Origin of the sequence: Prevotella scopos JCM 17725 (assembly GCF_018127785.1) — a bacterium.
In the GTDB taxonomy this organism is placed as follows: domain Bacteria; phylum Bacteroidota; class Bacteroidia; order Bacteroidales; family Bacteroidaceae; genus Prevotella; species Prevotella scopos.
The window spans coordinates 1,187,220-1,210,803 of sequence record NZ_CP072389.1 but is presented as its reverse complement, the minus strand read 5'-3'; the positions used below and the strand labels follow the sequence as shown (position 1 = coordinate 1,210,803).

Here is a 23,584-nt window from a genome sequence, read left to right as displayed (position 1 = left end):
AAGTTTGATATTAAAAAATATTTGCTTAAAGCATTGCCGTTTGTAAAATATAGTGTATCTTTGCCACCAAGTTATAAAAGAATAATAAGCTAAAAACCAAAAGACGTTCGAATCCCAAGGAGCCTAAGCTTGGGAACGGCAGACAGAGACCTGTTTGGAACCTGTTAAGGAGATCTATAAAATGAGAAAGAATAAAGCAAAGATTTTACTTGCTGCCTTGTTATTAGCTGTGGGAGAAACCGCATTTGCTGATGGAAAGGCTGTGAGTGGTATTCGACAAATCAATCCAACAACAGTAGAGATTACCTACAATGATGGCGGTGTGATGACGGTAGATTTCTATGGTCAGCATGTCTTCCGCCTTTTCCGCGACCCAAAGGGTGGCATCGTTCGTGACCCTGCGAGCAACCCACCAGCACGAATCCTACTTGATAACCCACGCAAGGACGCAGGACGCTTGAGTGTCAACGAAACGGATGCTGACGTGGCTGTGTCAACGGCAGAGGTGCGTGTGCGCTTTGATCGCAGTACGGGTCTGATGACTGTCACCGACCTCCGCAATGGTAAGGAGGTTATTAAAGAAGTGAAAGAGATTGACTTCCAAAAGAATCGCACCACCATAACCCTCGCTAATGCAGTGGGAGAGTATTATTATGGTGGCGGTGTACAGAACGGTCGCTTCTCTCATCGTGGCAAGCGCATTGAGATTGTCAATACCAATAGCTGGACCGATGGCGGTGTTGCATCTCCAGCTCCTTTCTATTGGTCAACAGGTGGTTATGCTGCGATGCCATATACCTTTGCTCCTGGTGCTTACGACTTTGGTAGTACGGACAAGAACACCGTGACAATCAGTCATGATATGCCTTATCTCGACCTCTTCATGATGGTTGATAGTACTCCCATTTCTTTGCTTCAGGATTATTATCAGCTGACTGGTAACCCTGTCTTGTTACCAAAGTTTGCTTTCTATGAGGGTCATCTCAATGCCTACAATCGTGACTATTGGAAGGAAACGAAGGAAGAAGGCAAGGGAATCCTCTTTGAGGATGGCAAGCGATATGTAGAAAGTCAGAAAGACAATGGCGGTACAAAAGAAAGCCTGAATGGCGAAAAAGATAATTATCAGTTCTCTGCTCGTGCCGTTATCGATCGATATAAGCACAACGATATGCCATTGGGTTGGATTCTCCCGAACGATGGTTACGGAGCAGGCTATGGTCAGACGACAACCCTCGATGGGAATATTGCCAACCTCAAGAGCCTTGGCGATTATGCACGTAAGAATGGTGTAGAGATAGGTCTGTGGACACAATCAAACCTCCATCCAGTTGATAGTATCCCAGCACTCTTGCAACGCGACATCGTCAAGGAGGTGCGTGATGCAGGTGTGCGTGTGTTGAAGACTGACGTGGCGTGGGTTGGAGCAGGTTATTCTTTCGGACTCAATGGTATTGCTGATGTGGCTAGCATCATGCCTTACTATGGTAGCGATGCACGTCCGTTCATCATCACCCTCGATGGCTGGGCTGGTACGCAGCGTTATGGTGGTGTATGGTCGGGCGACCAGACAGGTGGCGAGTGGGAATATATCCGTTTCCATATCCCAACCTACATTGGTTCAGGACTCTCGGGAATGGGAAATATTACCAGTGATATGGATGGTATCTTCGGTGGTAAGAACGTACCAGTGAACGTCCGCGACTTCCAGTGGAAGACCTTTACACCCATGCAGTTGAATATGGATGGATGGGGTAGCAACCCTAAGTATCCGCAGGCCTTGGGCGAACCAGCTACAAGTATCAACCGCTCTTACCTAAAGTTGAAGTCAATGCTTCTGCCATACACCTACTCTTGTTCATACGAGGCGGTGACTGGTAAGCCATTGATGCGTGCAATGTTCCTCGATGATACGAACGACTATACCCTCGGTAGCGCAACCCGCTATCAGTACATGTATGGTCCTTCGTTCCTCGTCGCACCTATCTATCAGAACACGGCAGCCGACAAGGAGGGTAACGACGTGCGCAATGGTATCTATCTGCCAAAGGGGACATGGTACGATTACTTCACAGGTGCTACCTACGAGGGCGGTTGTATTCTCAATGATTACTTCGCACCTATCTGGAAGTTGCCTGTATTGGTGAAGGCTGGTGCCATCATTCCGATGGTCAATCCGAATAACAACCCTTCAGAGGTTGACAAGAGCCGTCGTGTGTTTGAACTTTATCCTGACGGAAAGACGGAGTTTACCCTCTATGACGACGATGGTACAACACAGAAATATCTCTCTGGTGAGAAGGCTACGACCCGCATCACTTCTGATCTTAACGATAAGCAGGTGCTGATGGTGACAATCAATAAGACCGAAGGTTCTTTCGAGGGAATGGTGAAAAACCAGAGTACAACCTTCTATCTGAACACCAATGCGAAGCCAAAGAAGCTCACAGCTGTTATTGGTGGAAAGAAGATCCGACTCACAGAGACTGAACAAGGCGATAACACATGGCAGTATGTTCAGGTATCGAATATCAACCGCTTCTCAACGGCAGGCAGCGAGATGGAACGTTTGTTGGTTTCAAAGAATGCCCAAATCATCGTGCGTTTAGCATCATGTGATATCACGAAGGAGGCAATAGAACTTCGCGTGGATGGCTTTGTACGATTGAATAAACCGAATGAAACCTTGAGCAAGAAGGGTAGTCTGACTGCTCCTGAGTTGCTTGCTGCTGATGTTCAGCCATATTGTGGTACACCAAAGTGGAAGCCGGTACAGAATGCCGACTACTATGAGATTGAGTTTAACGGACAGACCTTTACGACAATCCGCCACAACTCGCTCCTCTTTGAGGACTTGCAGCCAGCAACCGACTACGACTTTAAGGTGCGTGCGGTGAATAGCGATGGCGTAGGAGCTTGGACGCCGCTGCATGTGAAGACAGCTGTCAATCCGTTGGAGTATGCCATTAAAGGACTTACCGCTACCTCAACTGCTCGTGATATGGAAGGTTTTGAAATTAAACGACTTGTAGATTTCAGTACGACAGGCGACATCTGGCACACTTATTATTATACGAAGGCCGTACCATTCGACTTTACGATCGATCTCCATAGTACTAACACGCTCGACAAGCTGCAGTATGTGCCACGTGCGAATGGTGGTAACGGAACGATAACGAAGTGTGACATCGCTGTCAGTAAGGATGGTAAAAACTGGACAGAGATTGGTCCACAGCAGTGGGTCCGTGATGGTAGAACGAAGGAGGTGACGTTGACCGCTCAGCCTGTGGCACGCTATGTCAAGGTGAGTGTGAAGGAGGCTGTTGGCAACTTTGGCTCTGGTCGTGAGTTCTATGTCTTTAAGGTGCCCGGCACAAAGTCTATCCTTCCAGGCGATATCAATCTCGATGGTAAGGTTGACGAGAACGACTTCACCTCTTATATGAACTATACCGGACTTAAGAAGGGCGATGCCGACTTCGATGGTTATATCTCAGGTGGCGACCTCAACGGCAATGGTCTCATTGATGCTTACGACATCTCGAATGTTGCCGTACAACTTGAGGGTGGTTGCAATAACGATGAACCAGAAACTGTCGGCGGTAAGGTTTATTACGAATTTAATCGTAAGTCTTACGCAGCAGGCGATGAGGTCATCATCAAGGTGAAGGGTAAAGACCTACGGGCGGTCAATGCCTTCAACCTCGTCTTCCCATACAGTCCGAAGGAGTTGCAATTTGTTAAGGTTGAGACCGACCCATCAATGGTGATGCGCAACCTCACTTACGACCGCCGTCACAACGATGGCTCACAGGTGCTCTATCCAACCTTCGTGAACGTTGGCGACCACCACACGCTCAATGGCGATGCCGACCTCCTCGTCATCCGTATGAAAGCACTTAAACCATTCACCGTTAAGAACACAACAGCCAAGGGCTTGTTGGTGGATAAGAAGTTAAATCAAGGGGAGTTGTAAAAGAGAAAGCAGAACAACCAGCCCAACTGACCCCACCCCCGTCCCCTCCCCCAAAGGGAGGGGCGTGAAATGCGAGATACCCCGTAAGAAGTAGGCGAGTTTACAAGTAGATGAGTTGACAAGTAGATGAGTTGACAAGTAGGCGAGTTATATGTCACAAAGCATATAACTCGTTAACTTGTCTACTACAAACTTGTCTACTAAAAACTTGTGTCTTATAGCAGATTTACTTCACATCATTTTAACATTTGTCAATTAATTTCATCTGTCGTAAGTACGGCATTAATAGTGCCAGCTTTTATCAATGGCAAAAAAGTATGATTTAGATGATATACTCTTTTCAGCAAGAGCCAGCCAGACCAGCATCCAAATACTCATATAGCCAAGCCATCTGTAAGGTGAAGGAGTTTCTTCCATAATTACTTATACTCTTAAATGTAATTTCTATCCCTATCAAAGGAATAAAAAACTTATAAATAATCCTTTAATATAGTTAGTAAGCCTAAGAATTCCTTGCCTCATTACGACTATTCATCAATAAGTTACACGCCACTCAAGCAGCGATTACTGCCAGCGAAGATACATAAATAATTCGTAGTATCAGCGTTTCTGCAAGGGAATTGGTAAAGAAAAAGCATACAGAGTTATCCTTAATACTCCAAGATGACCCCCATTACTATGAAATAGAGAAAATACGGGAAAAAGTCAAGTATCATAGCCACAACAAATGCCAGTATGGCTAAGAATGTCCCTTTCTCCAAAGCAAACTTATACGCACAATAAGAATTGATCACTATTGCTAATAATAAAAGGATGATGATAAATATATCGGATCTTATTTCTTCGTTAAGAATAAATAGACATGCCACCATCCAAACAAACATATAGCCGAGCCATCTGTAAGGTGAAGGAGTTTCTTTCATAATCACTTTTGTTTTTTAAATGTAATTCTATCCCAATGAAGGAGATAATAGTTATTTAATAAAGTCGGTGAATCTAACGTTATTCTTAAGAGTTGGATATGCGAAAGAAGGTATTACTTCTCTTTACCATTTCGTCAGCTCGTATATCATTGAACAATAGGGATAAGAAAAGTAGAAAACAACTCCGAAGCGTTAGTTATGTCAGCTTAATGAATATAAAATTAAGAATATTAAGATACAAAAAAATATGTCACATGAAATAGCAAAAATGAAAAACAATATGCCTTTTGCTATCCCTTTCTCTTCACCAAATTTATAAGAGCAAAAAAGATTTACCCCTATTGTCAGTACGTAAAAGGTATTGATTGCTCCTGACGAACCAAATCCAAGTATAACAAGTATAAGGAAAATGGGGCATATTAAAAGCCAAAGAGAAGCTAAGCCGAGCCATATATATGGTGAAGTTTTTTTTGTCATAATTACTTTTGTTTTCAAATGTAATTCTATCCCAATGAAGGAGATAAAAAACGCATGAATAGTTATTTGATAAAAGTCGGCAAATCAAAGGATAACCAGTGTTATTATGATTGTTCATCAATAAGTTACACCACCATTCAAGCATCGAATACCGTCGGCAAAGATACATAAATAATTCGTTTCGAGAGTATCTTTGCAAGGAATTTGATAAAGAAAAAGATATGAGATACTCCCTTACTTTTCAGTCTTTTGCCATCGCATCTCTTGTTTCTTTTGTCATTTTACCTTCTGTCCTTTTGTCATTATGTCTTTTCAATAAACGCATTCTGTCTTCTGTCTCTTTTGTCATTATGTCTTCCCCCATCATTCTGTCCTTCTGTCTTGATTTGCCAATATGAATTATTTTCGTTATCTTTGCCTACAAAACAAACGAAAGAATTAATGGCAACAGTAGACGACAAGAAGATTATCTTCTCAATGGTGGGTGTATCGAAGATTATCCCACAGAACCAGAAACAGATTCTGAAGAACATTTACCTCTCGTTCTTCTATGGTGCAAAGATAGGTATTATTGGTCTCAACGGCGCAGGTAAATCTACGCTGTTGAAGATTATCGCTGGTCTTGTGGAACCAACACAGGGCGAAGTGGTATGGAGTCCGGGCTACTCTGTGGGCTATCTGCCACAGGATCCACCGCTCGATGAGGCTAAGACCGTGAAGGAGAATGTTATGGAGGGTGTGCAGCATATCTATGATGCACTGAAGGAATATGACGATATCAACGTAAAGTTCGGCTTGGAGGAGTATTACTCTGATGCTGACAAGATGGATAAGTTGATGCAGCGTCAGGCGGAGTTGCAGGATATTATCGATGCAACAGATGCTTGGAATATTGATTCACGCTTGGAGCGTGCAATGGATGCACTGCGTTGTCCTAAGGGCGATTTGCCGGTGACGAACCTCTCTGGAGGTGAGCGCCGCCGTGTTGCACTCTGCCGTCTGCTCCTTCAGAAGCCAGACGTATTGTTGCTCGATGAGCCTACCAACCACCTTGATGCTGAGAGTATCGACTGGTTGGAGCAGCATTTGCAGCAGTATGAGGGTACGGTCATCGCTGTTACCCACGACCGTTACTTCCTCGACGATGTGAGCGAGTGGATTCTCGAGCTCGACCGTGGCGAGGGTATTCCATGGAAGGGTAACTACTCTTCATGGCTCGATCAGAAGACAAAGCGCATGGAGCAGGAAGAGAAGTCGGCTTCTAAGCGTCGCAAGACCTTGGAACGTGAGTTGGAATGGGTGCGCATGGCGCCAAAGGCGCGTCAGGCAAAGGGTAAGGCGCGTCTGAACTCTTACGAACAGATGCTCAACGAGGAGCAGAAACAACGTGAGGAGAAGCTCGAAATCTTTATTCCTAACGGTCCACGTTTGGGTAATAAGGTTATCGAAGCGCAGCACGTAAAGAAGGCTTTTGGCGAGAAGGTACTCTTCAACGATCTCAACTTCATGTTGCCTCCTAACGGCATCGTCGGTGTCATTGGTCCTAACGGTGCGGGTAAGACAACGCTCTTCCGCCTTATCATGGGCTTGGAGCAGGCAGATGGCGGTACGTTTGAGGTGGGTGAGACCGTTAAGCTCGCTTACGTTGACCAGCAGCATAAGGATATCGATCCTAACAAGACGGTATATGACGTAGTTTCGCAAGGCAACGAGACAATTCGTATGGGTGGACGTGACATCAACTCACGTGCTTATCTCTCACGTTTCAACTTCTCAGGAACCGACCAGAGCAAGCTTTGTTCAGTACTCTCTGGTGGTGAGCGTAACCGTCTTCAGTTGGCTATGGCATTGAAGCAGGAAGGCAACGTCCTCCTCCTCGATGAGCCTACCAACGATATCGACGTAAACACACTCCGTGCCTTGGAGGAAGGTCTTGAGGCATTCGCAGGTTGTGCGGTAGTCATCAGTCATGATCGTTGGTTCCTCGACCGTATCTGTACCCACATCCTCGCCTTTGAGGGTAATGGTGAAGTGGTCTATTTCGAAGGTGGCTTCTCTGATTACGAAATCAATAAGGCACGCCGTCTTGGCAATGAGGAGATTAAGAAGGGTAGATATAGAAAGTTGATGGAGGAGTAAAAGCCCCACCCCTTCCCTCCCCGAAGGGGGAGGGGGAAAAGCCTCACCCCCAACCCCTCTCCGAAGGGAGAGGGGAGTGATTAGCGTGATATCCCTATTGTTTAGGAAAATCTTTTAGTCATTCTTTAGCAAATTGTTACCTGCACTCCCCCTCTCCTTTCGGAGAGGGGGTTGGGGGGGTGAGGCTTCTAAACAAATATTATTATGAAAACATTATTTTGCGAGTCCAAGATAAAGGTTATCTTGTTCGCACTTCTACTTTTATGTTTTTCTCTTCATGGTAAGGCACAGACTGCACCAAAGAAGTTGATCGCACCTTCTCCAGAGCGTTTCCAAGCTATCAATGACTCTATCCTTGCAGAAGGAATGTTGTTATATACTTTTGAGAAACTGGCGTGGCAAGCTACTGATTCTCTTATGAAATATAATGTCAATAGGGCGGAGATTAATTCTGCTACCGCTATTGAAGACGGAAACTTAACTTGGCGTTATATCTTTGCTAATCTTGATAAAGAACAGACGGTCTTTGAACTGACGTTCCACTTAAGTAACGACACGAGTTTCTATGTCAGTTCTGCCACCCCACGTAAACTCAAACCAAATGAAATTGAACTGCTCAAAGCAAAGCGGCTTGCACCTCGTAAGGTTATAAAGGAGAAGGGAGATAGTATTCTCTTAGCTAACACATCAGGACTGAATTGGGACTTAATTCCTTTGGAGAAAGGCGGTTATAGACTCTATCTCCTGCATGGAACAACAAAGCATGGGGTGATTCCTATTGGTGATGACTACTCTTTCGATTTAGATAAGGAGATGAATGTGCTCAGTTGGCGCAGATATCACCGTAGCTTTCTTGAGCAACCGATAACAATGAATGGTGAGGAGATAAAAGAGGTAATGCACTCACATACTCCGATGACACCTTATTTCACAACAACAGATATTGCTAACTATATGCTTTACGGTCACGACCTATATAGGATAAAGAGGTTCTCCGTTCTCTCAACAGCCTTCGCAGATACTTCTTACCTCACTACATTTGATGTCGAAAAGATGAAACTGACCTCTACTGTCTGTCCGATAGAAAAACATTGATCTTTGAACTTTGAAGTTTGAATTTTGACCTTTATGATTTGAATTTTAAGGGTTAGTAAGTTCCAGTTGATTTTTCAACATCGGTAATTATAATTGTGCATTATGAATTATAAAGCATTTTCTTTCTAATTTAGTGCATTGAAAGTTAACAGGTGAGAGTTGAAAAATCATTACATAAATTCGGGTAAAACAGCTTAAATAAAGCGGTGAAATATGCTCAAAAAGCAAGTTTGCAACTAACAGAAAATCAGTTGGTTATAAAGTTGTGCAAGAAAAGGTGCTTAGTTGGACTCTTAAAGGGCGTTAGTAAGAGCCTTAAAGGGCATCTTTTGCAAGCCAAAAGGGCGTTAATTCGAAGCTAAAAGAGCATCTTTTGAAAAAGGGGATGAGAAAAATTATGACAAAAGAGAAGCCCCAACTCCCTACCAGCCTCACCCCCCCAACCCCCTCTCCTACAGAGAGGGGGAGTGCTGGTAACAATTTGCTAAAGAATGACTAAAAGATTTTCCTAAACAATAGGGGTATCTCGCTAATCACGCCCCTCTCCCTTCGGAGAGGGGTTGGGGGGTGAGGCTTCTATCTCTCACGCATTCTACTCCCCTCCCTATGGGGGAGGGGTTGGGGGTGGGGCTGGTTGCTTTCGTTACATTCTACTCCCCTCCCTACGGGGGAGGGGACGGGGGAGGGGCCAGTTGTTTGCTTGTTTCCTTATTTTTACTTACTTTTCTTATTCAGCAGTACATATCCACCTATTCCACCTAAGATGGAGGCGAGGAAGATGCCCAACTTCGCTTGTGTCATTAATAGCTCATCGGTGAAGGCGAGAGTAGAGATGAACATCGACATGGTGAAGCCGATGGAGGCAAGCATACCTAGACCCAGCAGTGTGCGACGGTTGATGGCACTTGGAAGGGTTGCCCAACGCATTTTCACCATTAAGAAAGTTGCTCCAATAATTCCAATCGGTTTTCCTAAGAGCAGACCCAATGTCACTCCGAGTGTTACGTGGGTAGAGAAGATGTCTGAAAGACTTAAATTCGTGAAGCTGATACCTGCGTTGGCAATCGCAAAGATAGGCATAATCACGAAGGTAACGATAGGAGCAAGTTTGTGTTCAAGCTGTTGCAGCAGTGGAATAGCAATCGTTGTGTCATGCTGAATATGTGTCAACACATCCACCTGTCCCTCCTCCAAGGTTCTCACCTCGTTAGGTTCCTCTTTCTCGAAACGTCTTGTCAGTTTCTTCATACGCTTGAGATAGACAAACTCGTTAATCCTTGCATCGGCTGGAATCATAAAGGCAGCGAGTACGGCTGCGATGGTTGCGTGGATTCCAGACAGTAAGAACGTCACCCATACGCCACCGATACCGAGTGCGGCATAAAAGAACAGACTCTTAATACCCAATCTGTTACCTACAAACATCACGGCAAGGAAGGCGAAACCAAAGAGGAGACTCACGATAGACAGTTCGGAAGTATAGAAGAAAGCAATCACAAGAACAGCCCCAAGGTCATCTACTATGGCAAGTGTTGTCAAGAAAAGCTTTGCCGAGGCAGGTACTTTATCTCCTAAGAGATAGATCACTCCTAAGGCAAAGGCGATGTCTGTTGCCATCGGTATGCCCCATCCCATCGTTTGTGGGGTACCTATGTTCAGACTTAAAAATATCAAGGCAGGTACAAGCATTCCACCTATTGCTGCACTCACGGGCAGAATTGTGTTTCTGATGTCAGCCAGTTCGCCACCGATGAATTCCCTTTTCAATTCTAAGCCTACCACAAAGAAGAACATCGCCATCAGTCCATCGTTAATCCAGTGGTGCAGACTATAATTCAGATAAGGCTCTCCGTTGACGATAAAGCCTACCTCCTGCTCAAAGAAATGAAAGTAATCTGTTGCTAAGTTGGTGTTTGCCAATACCATTGCCAAGGCTACACTGAGAAGCAGAACGATTCCGCCCGACTTCTCTCTGCCCATGAATAATTTTATTGGAAGCATCAAATGTTGATTCAGCTTCTTTTCAACTCGTTGTCTCATAATTTTCTTGTTATCTTGTTTTACAATATATATAAAAGGTGAAGAACGCTATAAGCCCTATATAATAAAAGCATATAAAGCCTATGTTCTAAACACTCTTCGATTTAAACGGAATACCCTCGTTAGCTAACATACTTGCGAGGGTATTCTGTTTTATTCTTCTTTCTTCTTCAACCTTCATCTTTTGTGATGACTTCCCCTTATCCCCACACTTCACTTTAGGCAGTGACCGCAAGTTCAGGGATGATTGGGGGTATCCCGCATTCAACGCCCTCCCCTTTCGGGGAGGGATGGGGTGGGGCTTCTATTTCTTCTTCCACTCCACATACCCTGCTCCCGCAATTGCTAAGAGTAAGATAATGCAGGCGATGTAAGCAATGGTCTCAGTCGTTGAGATACTTGTTGGGTGGAAGTCGAGGACTACGGTGTGCTTACCCGGCTTCACGCTCACAGCACGGAGGATGTAGTTCACACGTCCGAGCTCTGCAGGCTGACCATCGATAGTGGCTGTCCAACCAGGATAGTAGATTTCAGAGAAGACTACCACACCACCATTCTTTGAGTTGACGGTATATTGTAGGTTGTTAGGCTCATACTTGTCGAGCTTCACGGTTGCTGTTGAGTCGTTCACCTTTGCCTGACCGAGAGCTGCTTCAAACTTCTTATCGGCAACAGCCTCATGGCGCACGTCAATCTTACCCACCTCGGCATATTCGGCATTGGCATCGTTGACATAGTTGAGCTTATCGACAAACCAGCCGTTGCCCTGTGCGTATGGGTTCTGTATTGGTGCCGTTGCACCACCCTGCAGCGGAAGAATAAAGTACTTCGTGTTCAGCATATTCAGTACAGGGAAGGTCTTCACGCCATCCACCGCCTGCATATTACCACCCGCAGCAGCAATCGCCTGCATCGTCTTCTGCATCTCAGGTGCGATGTAAGCATCAATCATCTCTTGATAACGACGGAGCTTAGCTGGGTGATAACCACCGATGCTCTTATGGAAGTAAGAGGTCTCATTCTCATTAAACGTGTTGGAAGCGAAGTTCAGTACACGGTAGTCGAGGCTCTTGTCCTTGTTAATCTCTAAGTCGGCTGCCGTTGGTTGCTGTGGCATATCGCGCTCACTCTTTGGTACGAACATCTCGTCATTGAGGTAACGCTTATCTACCTGCCACATGTCAATGAGGCAAAGCACCAACAATCCAGCTATCATATAGTCGGCACGCAACTTCTTCATCTTATAAGCGAAGAGCAGGGCAAAGCCAATGAGGATGATGATAACCGAACGCCAAGCGTCAGCGCTAACCATTGCAGCACGCATCGCAGCCACATTTGAGAGGATGGTACCAGCCGTATTGCCGTCCATTCCCTGAATACCATTTATCATCTGGCGTTCCTGATCGCTGACGAATGGACCCATCATGTCTGGGAATACAGCCACTAAGACTGCCACACCCGCTGTCAGAGCGAGGCTGATATAAGCATACTTCATCTTCTTATTGAGTAAGTCAGGCTCGTCAATAATCCGCTTTAAGGTCAGTGCTGCCAAAAGCGGGATGGTGAACTCAGCGATAACAAGGATACTTGCCACCGTTCGGAACTTCGCATACATTGGGATGTAATCGAGGAAGAAGTTGGTGAAGCCCATGAAGTTATGTCCCCAAGCGAGGAGAACAGACAGAATTGTAGCTGCCAACAAAGCCCATTTCGTTGCACCCTTCACAAGGAAAAGACCCAAGATGAAGAGGAAGAGCACGAAGGCACCCACGTAAACTGGTCCGCTCGTACCCGGCTGTGTACCGAAATACTGTGGGAAAGCATCATAAAGCTGAGGAATCATTGACTGTATCTGTGGGTCAACCTTCGACATAGCCGTACTGCTTTGGCTTAATGGAACACTCGCTCCACCCTTTGCATCAGGTACAAGTAGGGTCATCGTCTCATCAATACCATAACTCCACTGCGTGATGTAGTCGCGATCAAGACCTGAACTTGTCTGGTTGGCACCATCTGCCTTTTTCAGCTCGCTCTTGCCACGCATACTCTCCTTTTGATACTGCCATGTGTGGTAAAGGCTTGAGAGATTGATTAATACACCAATCAATGCCGCAATAGCCAATATGCCCGTAGCCTTGAGGAAGTGGGCAAGCTGCTTCTCACGAATGGCTTGCACGAGATAGGCAATGACCATGAAGAGGATGATGAACAGGTAATAATAAGTCATCTGCACGTGGTTGGCTTTCACCTCAAAGGCGGTGAAGAGTGCCGTCACGATGAATCCCGACAGATAACGTCCTCGATAAGCCAGGACAACACCGGCAATCATCGGTGGAAGATAAGCCAGTGCCATCACCTTCCACAGGTGACCGGCAGCAATGATAATGAGGAAATAGGACGAGAAAGCCCACATGATACTACCCAAGGCTGCCAACGACTGGCGGAAGTTAAAGGCTCTCAACAGGATATAGAAGCCTAGGAGATAGGCAAAAAGAAACCATACATTGTCTGGTAACCATAGGTGATAGGCATTCATCACCTGCGACAATCCGTCAGTTGACTGATACGATGGCGACATCTGATAGGTAGGCATACCCCCGAAGAGGGCGTTCGTCCAACGTGTTGTCTCACCTGTGCGATTCTGAAACTCTGTCATCTCCTGTGCCGAACCAACACCTGCAGAGGCATCGTGGCGAAAGAGAATCTTACCCTGTGTGACGGGTACAAAGAAGTAAGCGAACGAGATGACCGCAAACAACACAACTACCACAACATCGGGTAGAAATCTTTTCCAAGTTTTCATGCTTATTTATTTTTGCTTTTGTCTGACTTATAGTAATCTTTGCAAAGTTACAAAAAACAAAGCACTTACAATATCCAACTTGTAACTTTTTCGTACCTTTGCAGTATGAAAATAGGAATCATCGTTGCTATGGACAAGGAGTTCGAGCAACTTAAAGCAATTCTTTCCAACACGGAGACGGAGCATATCAACCATAAAGACTTCGTTACGGGACGGTTGGGAGAGAAAGAAATCATCCTGCAGCAGTGCGGTATTGGTAAGGTTAACTCTGCCATCGGTGCGGTGGAGATGATAAATCATTACCATCCTGACCTTGTTATCTCAAGTGGTTGCGCTGGTGGGGCTGACACGTCATTGGAGGTTACTGATGTGGTGGTGGCAACGGAGTGTGCTTACCATGATGCCTACTGTGGCGACGAGGTGGCTTACGGTCAGATTATCGGTATGCCTGCCCGCTTCAAAGCGCCAGCTGAGTTGATTGAGAAAGCACTGTCATTGAATAACTTATCTGATTGTAAGGATCTGCACGTCAAGGCGGGACTGACCGTCAGTGGCGAATGGTTTGTCAACTCACGTGAGAAGATGCAAGAGATCATGGACCACTTCCCAGAGGCAACAGCTGTTGATATGGAGAGTTGTTCCATCGCACAGGTCTGCCATATCTATCACATGCCTTTTGTCTCCTTCCGTGTCATCAGTGATGTTCCGCTGAAGGATCATAAGGCCAGCCAGTATTACGATTTCTGGGAGCGCATTGCCAATGGCAGTTTTGAGGTGACAAGACACTTTATAGAGGCAATTCATAATTCTGAATGTTGAATTATGAATTAAATAAGAATTTTGAATTAAGTAAGAATTATGAATAAGATTCCTTCCTTTACCATTGACCACGAACGTTTGCTGCGTGGCATTTATGTGAGTCGTAAGGACGAGGTGGGTGGCGAGACTGTTACCACTTTTGACATCCGTATGAAAGAACCCAATCGTGAGCCGGTGTTGCACGTCGGTGCTATCCACGCCATCGAACACTTGGCTGCCACTTATCTACGCAATGATGACGAGTGGAAAGACCGAGTTATCTATTGGGGACCAATGGGTTGTTTGACAGGTAACTACCTTATCCTTCGTGGCGACCTGGAGTCGAAAGACATTGTCGAACTCATGCGTCGCACCTTCCAATTCGTTGCCGACTTTGAGGGTGAAATCCCTGGTGCTGCACCACGCGACTGCGGTAACTACCTGCTCCACGACCTGCCTATGGCAAAGTGGGAGTCACGTAAGTTCCTCACCGAGGTGCTGAACAACATCACTGACGCCAACCTCGTTTACCCGGAAAAGTAGTCTGCGAGTTGACGAGTTGACGAGTGAACAAGTTGACGAGTAAACGAGTTGCTTGTAGATAGAATAGTAGAAAGGCATAGTAACAACAGAACTTTGTTCATCTGTTACTTTGTTTTTTACTACAAGCACCTTGTCCACTTGTTCACTCGTCAACTTGTTCATCTGTTACTTTGTTTTTTACTACAAGCACCTTGTCCACTTGTCCACTTGTTCACTCGTCAACTTGTTCTTCTGTTACTTTGTTTTTTATTGACTCTATAACGAATCGTGTGGGTTGTGTGTTGATATTCCACCGGTTTGGTGCGGGTGCTTAGCACATGTGGTGCGGGTGCTTAGCACGTTTGGTGCGGATGGTATGCACCACATGTGCGAAGGGTTAACACCATTGCTGTATATTGAAGAGTAGGGATTAAATGTGCGTTAAGCATATTAAGACTAAGGTTAATTTGGAGTTGTGTTTTGTTGGAGGCTATACTTTTTGACAATATTTAGGCTCTATGACGAATTACCCACACGATTCGTTATAGAGCCAAAAAAGTCTTCACTATTTATATGTCGTCTCCTGATAAGCACGAGGAGTCAAGCCCGTTTCGCGTTTAAAGAATTTGGAAAAAGCAGAAGCACTGGGAAAGTTCATTCGGTTTGCTATTTCGTAAGCCATCATCCCGTTGGTTTTCAACAACAGCTTTGCTTCCTGTATGGTAGCTCGGTTAATCCAATACATCACACTCTGCCCGCTTGCTTTCTTTATAAGAGCAGAGAGATGATGCGGCGTTATACGAAGTTGGGAGGCATAAAAAGGGATTGAGCGTTCCTGCATACAATGTTGTTTTATCAGCCGTTTGAATTGGAGGAAAAGCTCCTGCGCACGCGTAGAGCTTTCATTCTGAATATTTTCTGACTCCCTATCCATCATTTCCTGAACATCAGAAACAATCGTATTGAAAAGGTTGTGTACAGTCTTCCTGCGATAGGGAGTAAGTTGTATGATATCCCATAAAAGATAATACATTCTCAACAATCTATCAAATTCTGTTGGAGAAGCTTTATAAATCACCTCATCGGACAATTCTAAACTATCTCTGAACACAATAGCCATTACACGAGCATCATCAGAAATCTCATTGACTTCAACAATGGTGTCAGCAGGAATCAATATAACATTTCCTTTCTCTACGTGATAATCCTGCAGATTGATGCAAATCTCTGCACTACCTTCCAACACAAGAACAAAACGAGGTTCTACCATTTGATATATTTCCTTCAAATTGAAAACAGGAATCCTCTGTACACTTCCATTGAGAATAAGAACTGCATCGTCATTGGCAAAAAACTTGTCTTGCTGACTAAGAACCTCATCCATATTCAAATTCTCGATTGAAAGATGGTTTACTACCTTCGTTGTATTCATAAAGTTTCCTTTTTGTATGATTTTATTGCAAATATAACATTATTCTATTGAGATAAAGAATGATTTTAATATTAATCGTACAAAATGGCAATTTAATCTAATTTTTGGATAATCAGAGTGCAAGAAAGATATAATAATTTTGCATTATCCAAACAAAAAGAGGACAGAAATACAGTAAACAAGCATATATATAAAGGTGTGAATATGAAGAAGATAATGATAACCCTTGCTCTGATAATGATGACTACCATTAGTCAGGCACAGACATTGGGAGAATGTCAGCAGGCTGCTGAAAAGAATTATCCCCTTATCAAGCAGTATGGGTTGATTGCCAAGACCACTCAGCTGACGGTAAAGAACATCCAAAAGGCATGGTTGCCACAGCTCACAGCATCAGCGCAAGCAACCTATCAGAGTGCTGTTACGGCTTGGCCAGAGCGTATGCAAACGATGTATCAACAGATGGGACTCAACATGAAAGGGCTAAGTAAGGATCAGTATAAGATAGGTGTCGACCTTCAGCAGACCGTCTATGACGGTGGTAGCATTAGTAATCAGCGTAACATCGCACAACAGGAGGGGAAAGTACAAGAGGCACAAACGGAGGCAAACTTGTATCAGGTGCGTCAGCGTGTCAATGAAATGTATTTCTCACTTTTGTTGTTGAACGAGCAAATCCAGCTAAACGAGGATGTTAAAACGCTACTGCTATCAAGTGAGAACAAACTCTCAGCTATGGTAAAAGGCGGTACTGCAGCTACAAGCGACCTCGACAATGTTCGAGCTGAGCGACTAAGCGTAGAGCAGCAGAACGAAAGTCTGAAACAGCAAAAGCAGATGCTACAGCGTATGTTAAGTGTCTTCTGCGGCATTGAGGTTAACAACATACATAAGCCAGAGCCTATCCAAGTGACTTCTTCAGCAAGCAATCGCCCAGAGATGCGCCTATATGATAGTCAGCTAAAGCTTACCGAGGCTAAAGAGAAGGCATTAGACACGCAGCTACGCCCCAAGTTAGGACTTTTTGCACAAGGCTATTATGGCTATCCGGGACTGAATATGTTTGAGGATATGATGAACCGAAAGTGGAGTCTGAATGGTATTGTCGGCATCAAACTGTCATGGAACGTGAGTGCACTCTATACGCACAAGAACGACAAAGCAAGGCTAAGCGCACAACGAGAAATGATAGAGAATGCGCGTGAAGTATTCCTTTTCAATAATAAGATGGAAGAGATACAGCAGTCTGAAAACATCAGTCGCTATCAAACGATGATAAAAAGCGACGATGAAATCATCGTATTGCGTACGAATGTACGTAAGGCTGCAGAGTCAAAGCTTGCGCATGGAATCATAGATATCAATAGTCTGCTGCGAGAGATAAGCAATGAGAATGCAGCCAAGACTCAACAAACCATTCACGAGATTGATATGCTCAAGGAGATGTATCATTTGAAATATACAAACAACGAATAAAAAAACAACCCACCAATGGATATGAAGAAGATATTGATATTTGCCAGTCTTGCCGTTATGATGGCATCTTGCGGAAATGACAAGAAGGATTATGATGCTACAGGAACATTTGAAGCTACCGAAGTCACAGTATCTGCTGAGTCTACAGGTCAGTTAATAAGTTTCAATGTTACTGAAGGACAGTTGCTTAATAACGGACTGGCTGTTGGTCAGATTGACTCACGCCAACTCACATTGAAACGTGAACAATTGGCTACAAGTAACGAACAACTGACGGCAACACATAGTCAGCTCGAAGCAAACAAGCGACAATTGGCTGCCAACCGACAAGCTACGGCAAGCAGACAGTTAGATCTTGAGAAGCAAGTGGCGTCTATCCGCCAACAGATTGCTAATCAGCAGCGTGAGCGTGAGCGCTTTTCTGAACTTTTGAAAGACGGTGCTGTACCACGTAAACAAGTTGATGACATTGATTATCAGATACAAGTATTGCAGAAACAACTTGTGGCGACACAGGAACAGATTGCCAGTCAAAACGCATCTTTAGCCGAACAGAACAAGGGTATAGCTGCTCAGATGGATGGTATCAGTTCTCAGCAGAGTGGAGTAAACGCACAGCAAGCTGGTGTTCGTAATCAACAGGCACAGATTGACGACCAGATTGCACGCACGTTTATAAAAAGTCCGCTCACAGGAACAGTCTTAGAGAAGTATGTTGAGCAAGGAGAGTTTGTCTCCGCTGGCAAACCTTTGTTCAAGATTGCAGACACCAAGCGGATGTATATACGAGCATATATCACCTCTGAACAGCTTAAAAATGTTAAGTTAGGACAAAAGGTAAAGGTGATAGCAGACTATGGTGGCGGTGAGAAAAAGCAATATGACGGTGTCGTTACATGGATATCAAGCCGTTCAGAATTTACTCCAAAGAGTATTGTCACAGAAGACGAGCGTGCCGATTTGGTCTATGCTATCAAGATACAGTTCCAAAACGATGGCTATGCAAAGATTGGAATGTATGGAGAAGTGAAGTTTTAAAGTGGTAAGTAAACGATGACAGCAATAGAAGTAAACAACATATCAAAGCACTACGGAAAGGTTCAGGCACTGAAAGAGGTTAGCTTCTCAGTAAATAAAGGTGAGGTCTTCGGGCTCATCGGACCTGACGGAGCTGGCAAGACGTCAATGTTTCGCATTCTCTGTTCGCTGCTTTTACCTGAGAAGGGTACGGCAACGGTAGATGGGTTTGACGTGGTGAGCCAAATGGAAGAGGTGCGCAAACGAGTCGGTTATATGCCTGGACGATTCTCTCTCTATCAGGATTTGACGATAGAAGAGAACCTTCACTTCTTTGCTACACTCTTCAACACAACGGTAGAAGAGAACTATGATGCCATCAAGCCTATCTATTCGCAGATTGAGCGATTTAAGGATCGTAAGGCAGGGGCACTCTCTGGCGGTATGAAACAGAAGTTGGCTCTCTGCTGTGCATTGGTTCATCAGCCAAGTGTTCTCTTCCTTGACGAGCCAACAACAGGTGTTGACCCTGTCAGCCGCAAGGAGTTTTGGGAGATTCTCAGCCAGCTGAAGGAGCGTGATATAACCATAGTTGCCTCCACGCCTTACCTTGATGAGGTGAGGAGTTGCGAACGCGTAGCTTTCCTTTCAGAAGGAGTAGTGCAAGGAATAGGCACAGCTGACGATATTCTTACAGCGTTTAAAGACATCTTTAATCCACCGAGTATCGAACGAACTGCGGACAGCAAGACAAATAACCTCACTAACAATGAAGCTGAAAAGGTCATCGAAGTAGAACACCTTGTCAAAGCCTTTGGTGCTTTCCATGCTGTAGATGACATCTCCTTTTCGGTGAAGAAGGGTGAAATCTTCGGATTTCTCGGTGCTAACGGAGCCGGAAAGACCACAGCCATGCACATGCTTACAGGCTTAAACCAGCCCACAAGCGGCACAGGAAGGGTTGTTGGATTTGACATCCGTACGGAGTATGAGCAGATCAAACGGCACATCGGCTATATGAGTCAGAAGTTCTCACTCTATGACGACCTCACCGTTGCCGAGAATATCACCCTTTTTGCAGGTATCTATGGTATGAAGGATGGCGAAATACGCCGCAAGATAGACGAGTTGTTAGAGCGTCTGAACTTCTCAGAGCATCGCAACACGTTGGTTGCAAGTCTGCCTTTAGGCTGGAAACAGAAGCTTGCTTTCTCTGTAAGTATCTTTCATGAGCCTGGCGTTGTGTTCCTTGACGAGCCTACGGGAGGTGTCGATCCATCCACACGTCGCCAGTTCTGGAAACTTATCTATGATGCTGCAGAGCGGGGAATAACGGTCTTTGTGACCACACACTATATGGATGAGGCTGAGTATTGCGACCGTATTTCCATTATGGTTGACGGAAAGATAAAGGCTCTGGGAACACCCGACGAACTGAAACGAGAGTTCAACCAACCCGATATGGACCACGTTTTTACCTATCTGGCACGCCAAGCAACACGCAGTTCGGATTAAGGTGACCAATTCATTAGAAATAAACAATTATAGATGAAGCCATTTTTTTCATTTGTTATCAAGGAAACCAAGCATATTCTTCGCGACAAACGCACGATGTTGATGCTCTTCGGTATGCCCATCGTAATGATGCTTCTCTTTGGTTTTGCCGTCACCAATGATGTGCGAAACGTGCGTGTTGTCATCGTGATGAGCAATGCCGACAATGCCACCCAGCAAGTAGCAGACCGCTTGGCAGCATCTGAATACTTCACACTGACAAAGGTTGTGGCAACGCCTGCCGAAGCTGAGAAAGCTATCCGTGACCAAAAGGCCGACATGGCTGTGGTCTTTGCACAGGATTTCGCAAGCAGAAAGTCTAACTATCAGCTCATTGTCGATGGCACAGACCCTAATATGGCACAGCAGTGGACTGCCTATGCCAAAGCCGTCATAGCCAATGCGGAAAGCAGTGTTGTGAACTCAAAACTACTTTATAACCCTCAGATGAAGTCGGCTTACAACTTTGTTCCAGCTATTATGGGTACGTTGTTGATGCTGATTTGTGCGATGATGACATCAATATCCATTGTTCGAGAAAAAGAAAAGGGAACGATGGAGGTGCTGCTTGTATCGCCTACAAAGCCTTTAATGATGATTATTGCCAAGGCAGTACCCTATCTTGTGCTTGCCTTCGTCATCCTGATCGTGATACTCCTCATGGCTACGTTTGTCTTAGGCGTACCAGTAAAGGGTTCATTGTTTTGGATATTCGTGATTTCTACTATCTATATCCTCCTTGCCCTTTCATTAGGACTACTTATCTCAACAGTAGCTAAGACGCAGCTTGTCGCCCTTCTTTTGTCAGCGATGGTATTGTTAATGCCTATTATAATGCTCTCTGGAATGATATTTCCCATCGAGTCAATGCCACAGATATTACAAGATGTCTCAGTCATCATTCCTACACGATACTACACAAGTGCTATGCGCAAACTAATGATTATGGGTGTTGGAATTGAGGAAGTTTACTTTGAGCTAACAGTTCTTATAAGTATGCTCATAGGCCTGATGTCGCTCGCATTGGCTAAGTTTAACAAACGATTAGAATAGAACACTATGGTACTGAAATATCTTTTAAAGAAAGAATTTACACAGATCCGACGTAATTCCTTTCTGCCAAGACTTATCATTGTCTATCCCATAATGATCATGTGTGTCATGCCGTGGGTAATGAATATGGAGGTGAAGAATATTGTGGTGGATGTTGTCGATAACGACCATTCTACACAGTCACAGCAGTTGGTGCACGAGATAGAAGCGAATAAGTACTTTATCTTCCATGGTCAGCAGCCAACCTACGCACAGGCACTCAGGAATATAGAACATTCAGAAGCAGATATCGTGGTTGTCATACCTCAGAACTATAGCCGCGATTTAAGTTCAGGACATCTACCGCAGGTGCTGATTGCGGCTAATGCAGTCAATGGAACAAAGGGAACGTTGGGTTCAGGATATCTTTCTCAGATTGTTACTGCTAATGCTTTTCCTTCTTCAGCTGCTGTGAAGTCAAAGGTAGATACGCTGTTTCTCTATAACGAGCATCTCAACTTCAAACTCTTTATGATTCCTGCGTTGTTTGCAATGATAATGATGTTGATGACAGGATTCCTACCAACACTTAACATCGTTGGCGAAAAAGAAAAGGGAACAATAGAACAAATAAACGTGACACCCGTAAGCAAATGGACATTCATACTTTCTAAGCTGATTCCTTACTGGATGATTGCCTTTTTCATCGTAACGGTCTGCCTGCTGTTGGGATGGCTGCTGTATGGCATCACACCTGTGGGCAATATTGCCCTCATCTACCTATTATCAATGTTGCTTGCGCTGTTCTTTTCATCTTTCGGACTGATTATTTCCAATTACTCCGATACAATGCAGCAGGCCATCTTTGTAATGTGGTTCTTCGTAGTCATTCTCCTGCTACTCTCAGGACTATATACTCCGACACGTTCGATGCCACCTTTTGCTTATCTTTCCACTTACATCAACCCTGTGAGCTACTTCATTGAGGCGATGCGTACCGTATTTATTCGTGGAGGTGACTTCAGCAGTATTGCTCATCAGCTGCTTGCCCTCTCGGGAATAGGGCTCTTTATGGGTACTTGGGCGGTAGTGAGTTACAAGAAGAATAACTAAAGTTCTATTCATTGTCCACACAAAAGAATTTTGAGCCATTCAAAACGCCTTATATTTCATTCTCACTTCTTATCCATCTTGTCGTGTACAGAGCCTTGTTTGTTCGTCTATGAGAAACAAGAGAAGGTGTTTTATTTCGGCTCTATAACGAATTACCCACACGATTCGTTATAGAGCCTATAATTTTCTCCGTTTAATAACATTATTGTAAATTTGCCACGTATTAACATAAGTGAAGTTACTATTTAGAGGATAATATTAAGATATTTTACTTTATTTATGTGCTCAGTCGTGTTATAATACACTAGAACTCAAGAAATCATATAAAAAAACAATAAATTAAATTACCCAATTTAAATAAAAAAAGTTATGTAAAGCCATGCAGTACATGTGTTATCATGGCTGTTGAGCAAGCTATGTTAGCTGGAAGCCTTCGTCTTAAAAACAAAACTTTGAAAGAGCGGATCATACTACACTTGGTTCTTCTACGGCTGGAGGTGCTAAGGAGAACCCATTCGAGTATGATGAAGAGTAAGTAAAACCATTAAAAAAAAAGAGAAACTAATGAATTTCAAGAAGATTTGCGGCCTTATTCTTGCTGTTGTTGCCGCAGGCTTGACATCATGTTCAAGCGATTTGAATAACGAGGAGAAAGCGCCTGTTAGTCCTAATGAGACAGCGAAGCGTGCGCTGAGTATTGCTACTGGGGATGCAAAAACTCGTTCAGAAGTTAATATTGATGCTGATAATAAGTGGGTTGCTGGTGATAGGTTTATGGCTTATAACCGCACCTTTACAGGCAGTGGGGTGTTTATCAGGGCTTCTCTGGTACTACTGAGAAAGCTTTGATTAACAAGAATAATATGCACAGCATCCGTCCAATCTATGTAGGACAGTAATATAGAAGGTCACCCAATTGGCTCTTCCCAACCTCCTCCCAGGCAGGGAGGGGGACAGACACGACAATCTCTCTATGGATATATACGTAGTGGAGAGCTGAAAGTAGGGAGACTGAGAAAAGATTATAAGGAAAAAGGGAAGATGTAAAAGATGATTTTACGTCTTCCCTTTTTCTGTTTATATAACTTTGTATTGTAAATAGCAATCCAGCCTCGTTTATCCCGAGAAGTAGTTGACATATTACAAGCATTGCATACGAACATCTGTCCGGAACTTCCGGACAACTT

Annotated in this window: 15 protein-coding genes; 11 read left to right on the top strand and 4 right to left on the bottom strand. The window is 44.3% G+C overall.

Features of this window, described 5'->3' with window-relative positions:
* Positions 1–181: 181 nt before the first annotated feature.
* Complete coding sequence (locus J4856_RS04675) at positions 182–3,976, top strand: TIM-barrel domain-containing protein (RefSeq protein WP_065368075.1); 3,795 nt, start codon at positions 182–184, stop codon at positions 3,974–3,976.
* A gap of 282 nt (positions 3,977–4,258) precedes the next feature.
* On the opposite strand, the gene J4856_RS13335 is transcribed toward J4856_RS04675, so the two are convergent.
* Positions 4,259–4,393, bottom strand: a complete 135-nt coding sequence (locus tag J4856_RS13335) for a hypothetical protein (RefSeq protein ID WP_262502726.1) — start codon at positions 4,391–4,393, stop codon at positions 4,259–4,261.
* Between the two features lie 1,424 nt (positions 4,394–5,817).
* Here J4856_RS13335 and ettA point away from each other — a divergent pair.
* Positions 5,818–7,515 carry an energy-dependent translational throttle protein EttA gene (ettA, locus tag J4856_RS04670; RefSeq protein WP_065367938.1) on the top strand — a complete coding sequence of 566 codons (1,698 nt, stop codon included), beginning with the start codon at positions 5,818–5,820 and terminating at the stop codon, positions 7,513–7,515.
* A gap of 204 nt (positions 7,516–7,719) precedes the next feature.
* Positions 7,720–8,610, top strand: a complete 891-nt coding sequence (locus J4856_RS04665; RefSeq protein ID WP_234967187.1) for a hypothetical protein — start codon at positions 7,720–7,722, stop codon at positions 8,608–8,610.
* A 714-nt stretch (positions 8,611–9,324) separates the two neighbouring features.
* Here J4856_RS04665 and nhaA read toward each other — a convergent pair.
* Both nhaA and J4856_RS04655 read right to left on the bottom strand, forming a co-directional pair.
* Positions 9,325–10,650 carry a Na+/H+ antiporter NhaA gene (gene nhaA / locus J4856_RS04660; RefSeq protein ID WP_065367937.1) on the bottom strand — a complete coding sequence of 442 codons (1,326 nt, stop codon included), beginning with the start codon at positions 10,648–10,650 and terminating at the stop codon, positions 9,325–9,327.
* 304 nt (positions 10,651–10,954) lie between these two features.
* The gene (locus tag J4856_RS04655; RefSeq protein ID WP_025837004.1) at positions 10,955–13,453 is read right to left on the bottom strand and encodes a YfhO family protein; all 2,499 of its coding nucleotides are present in this window, start codon (positions 13,451–13,453) and stop codon (positions 10,955–10,957) included.
* A 105-nt stretch (positions 13,454–13,558) separates the two neighbouring features.
* Here J4856_RS04655 and J4856_RS04650 point away from each other — a divergent pair, with 105 nt between their 5' ends.
* Together J4856_RS04650 and J4856_RS04645 are read left to right on the top strand one after the other, a co-directional pair.
* Positions 13,559–14,272: a 5'-methylthioadenosine/adenosylhomocysteine nucleosidase gene (locus J4856_RS04650; RefSeq protein ID WP_025837003.1), complete on the top strand. Its 714-nt coding sequence runs from the start codon at positions 13,559–13,561 to the stop codon at positions 14,270–14,272.
* 39 nt (positions 14,273–14,311) lie between these two features.
* Positions 14,312–14,794 (top strand): S-ribosylhomocysteine lyase, encoded by a 483-nt coding sequence (locus J4856_RS04645; protein ID WP_025837001.1) that lies wholly within the window; start codon positions 14,312–14,314, stop codon positions 14,792–14,794.
* Between the two features lie 544 nt (positions 14,795–15,338).
* Here the strand turns inward: J4856_RS04645 and J4856_RS04640 are convergent.
* A complete protein-coding gene (locus tag J4856_RS04640) occupies positions 15,339–16,205 on the bottom strand; it encodes a helix-turn-helix domain-containing protein (RefSeq protein WP_025837000.1) in 867 nt (288 codons plus the stop codon).
* 204 nt (positions 16,206–16,409) lie between these two features.
* Here J4856_RS04640 and J4856_RS04635 point away from each other — a divergent pair, with 204 nt between their 5' ends.
* The 6 genes from J4856_RS04635 (at position 16,410) to J4856_RS04610 (ending at position 23,246) form a co-directional block, all read left to right on the top strand.
* Positions 16,410–17,681, top strand: a complete 1,272-nt coding sequence (locus J4856_RS04635; RefSeq protein ID WP_025836999.1) for a TolC family protein — start codon at positions 16,410–16,412, stop codon at positions 17,679–17,681.
* 21 nt (positions 17,682–17,702) lie between these two features.
* On the top strand, positions 17,703–18,719 hold the full coding sequence (locus tag J4856_RS04630) for an HlyD family secretion protein (protein ID WP_025836998.1): 1,017 nt from the start codon (positions 17,703–17,705) through the stop codon (positions 18,717–18,719).
* 15 nt (positions 18,720–18,734) lie between these two features.
* Positions 18,735–20,213 (top strand): ATP-binding cassette domain-containing protein, encoded by a 1,479-nt coding sequence (locus tag J4856_RS04625; RefSeq protein WP_025836997.1) that lies wholly within the window; start codon positions 18,735–18,737, stop codon positions 20,211–20,213.
* A 33-nt stretch (positions 20,214–20,246) separates the two neighbouring features.
* Entirely contained in the window at positions 20,247–21,305 is a 1,059-nt protein-coding gene (locus J4856_RS04620) for an ABC transporter permease (protein WP_025836996.1), read from the top strand.
* 6 nt (positions 21,306–21,311) lie between these two features.
* Positions 21,312–22,397 carry an ABC transporter permease gene (locus J4856_RS04615; protein WP_025836995.1) on the top strand — a complete coding sequence of 362 codons (1,086 nt, stop codon included), beginning with the start codon at positions 21,312–21,314 and terminating at the stop codon, positions 22,395–22,397.
* Between the two features lie 564 nt (positions 22,398–22,961).
* Entirely contained in the window at positions 22,962–23,246 is a 285-nt protein-coding gene (locus J4856_RS04610) for a hypothetical protein (protein WP_025836994.1), read from the top strand.
* Positions 23,247–23,584 lie beyond the last annotated feature (338 nt).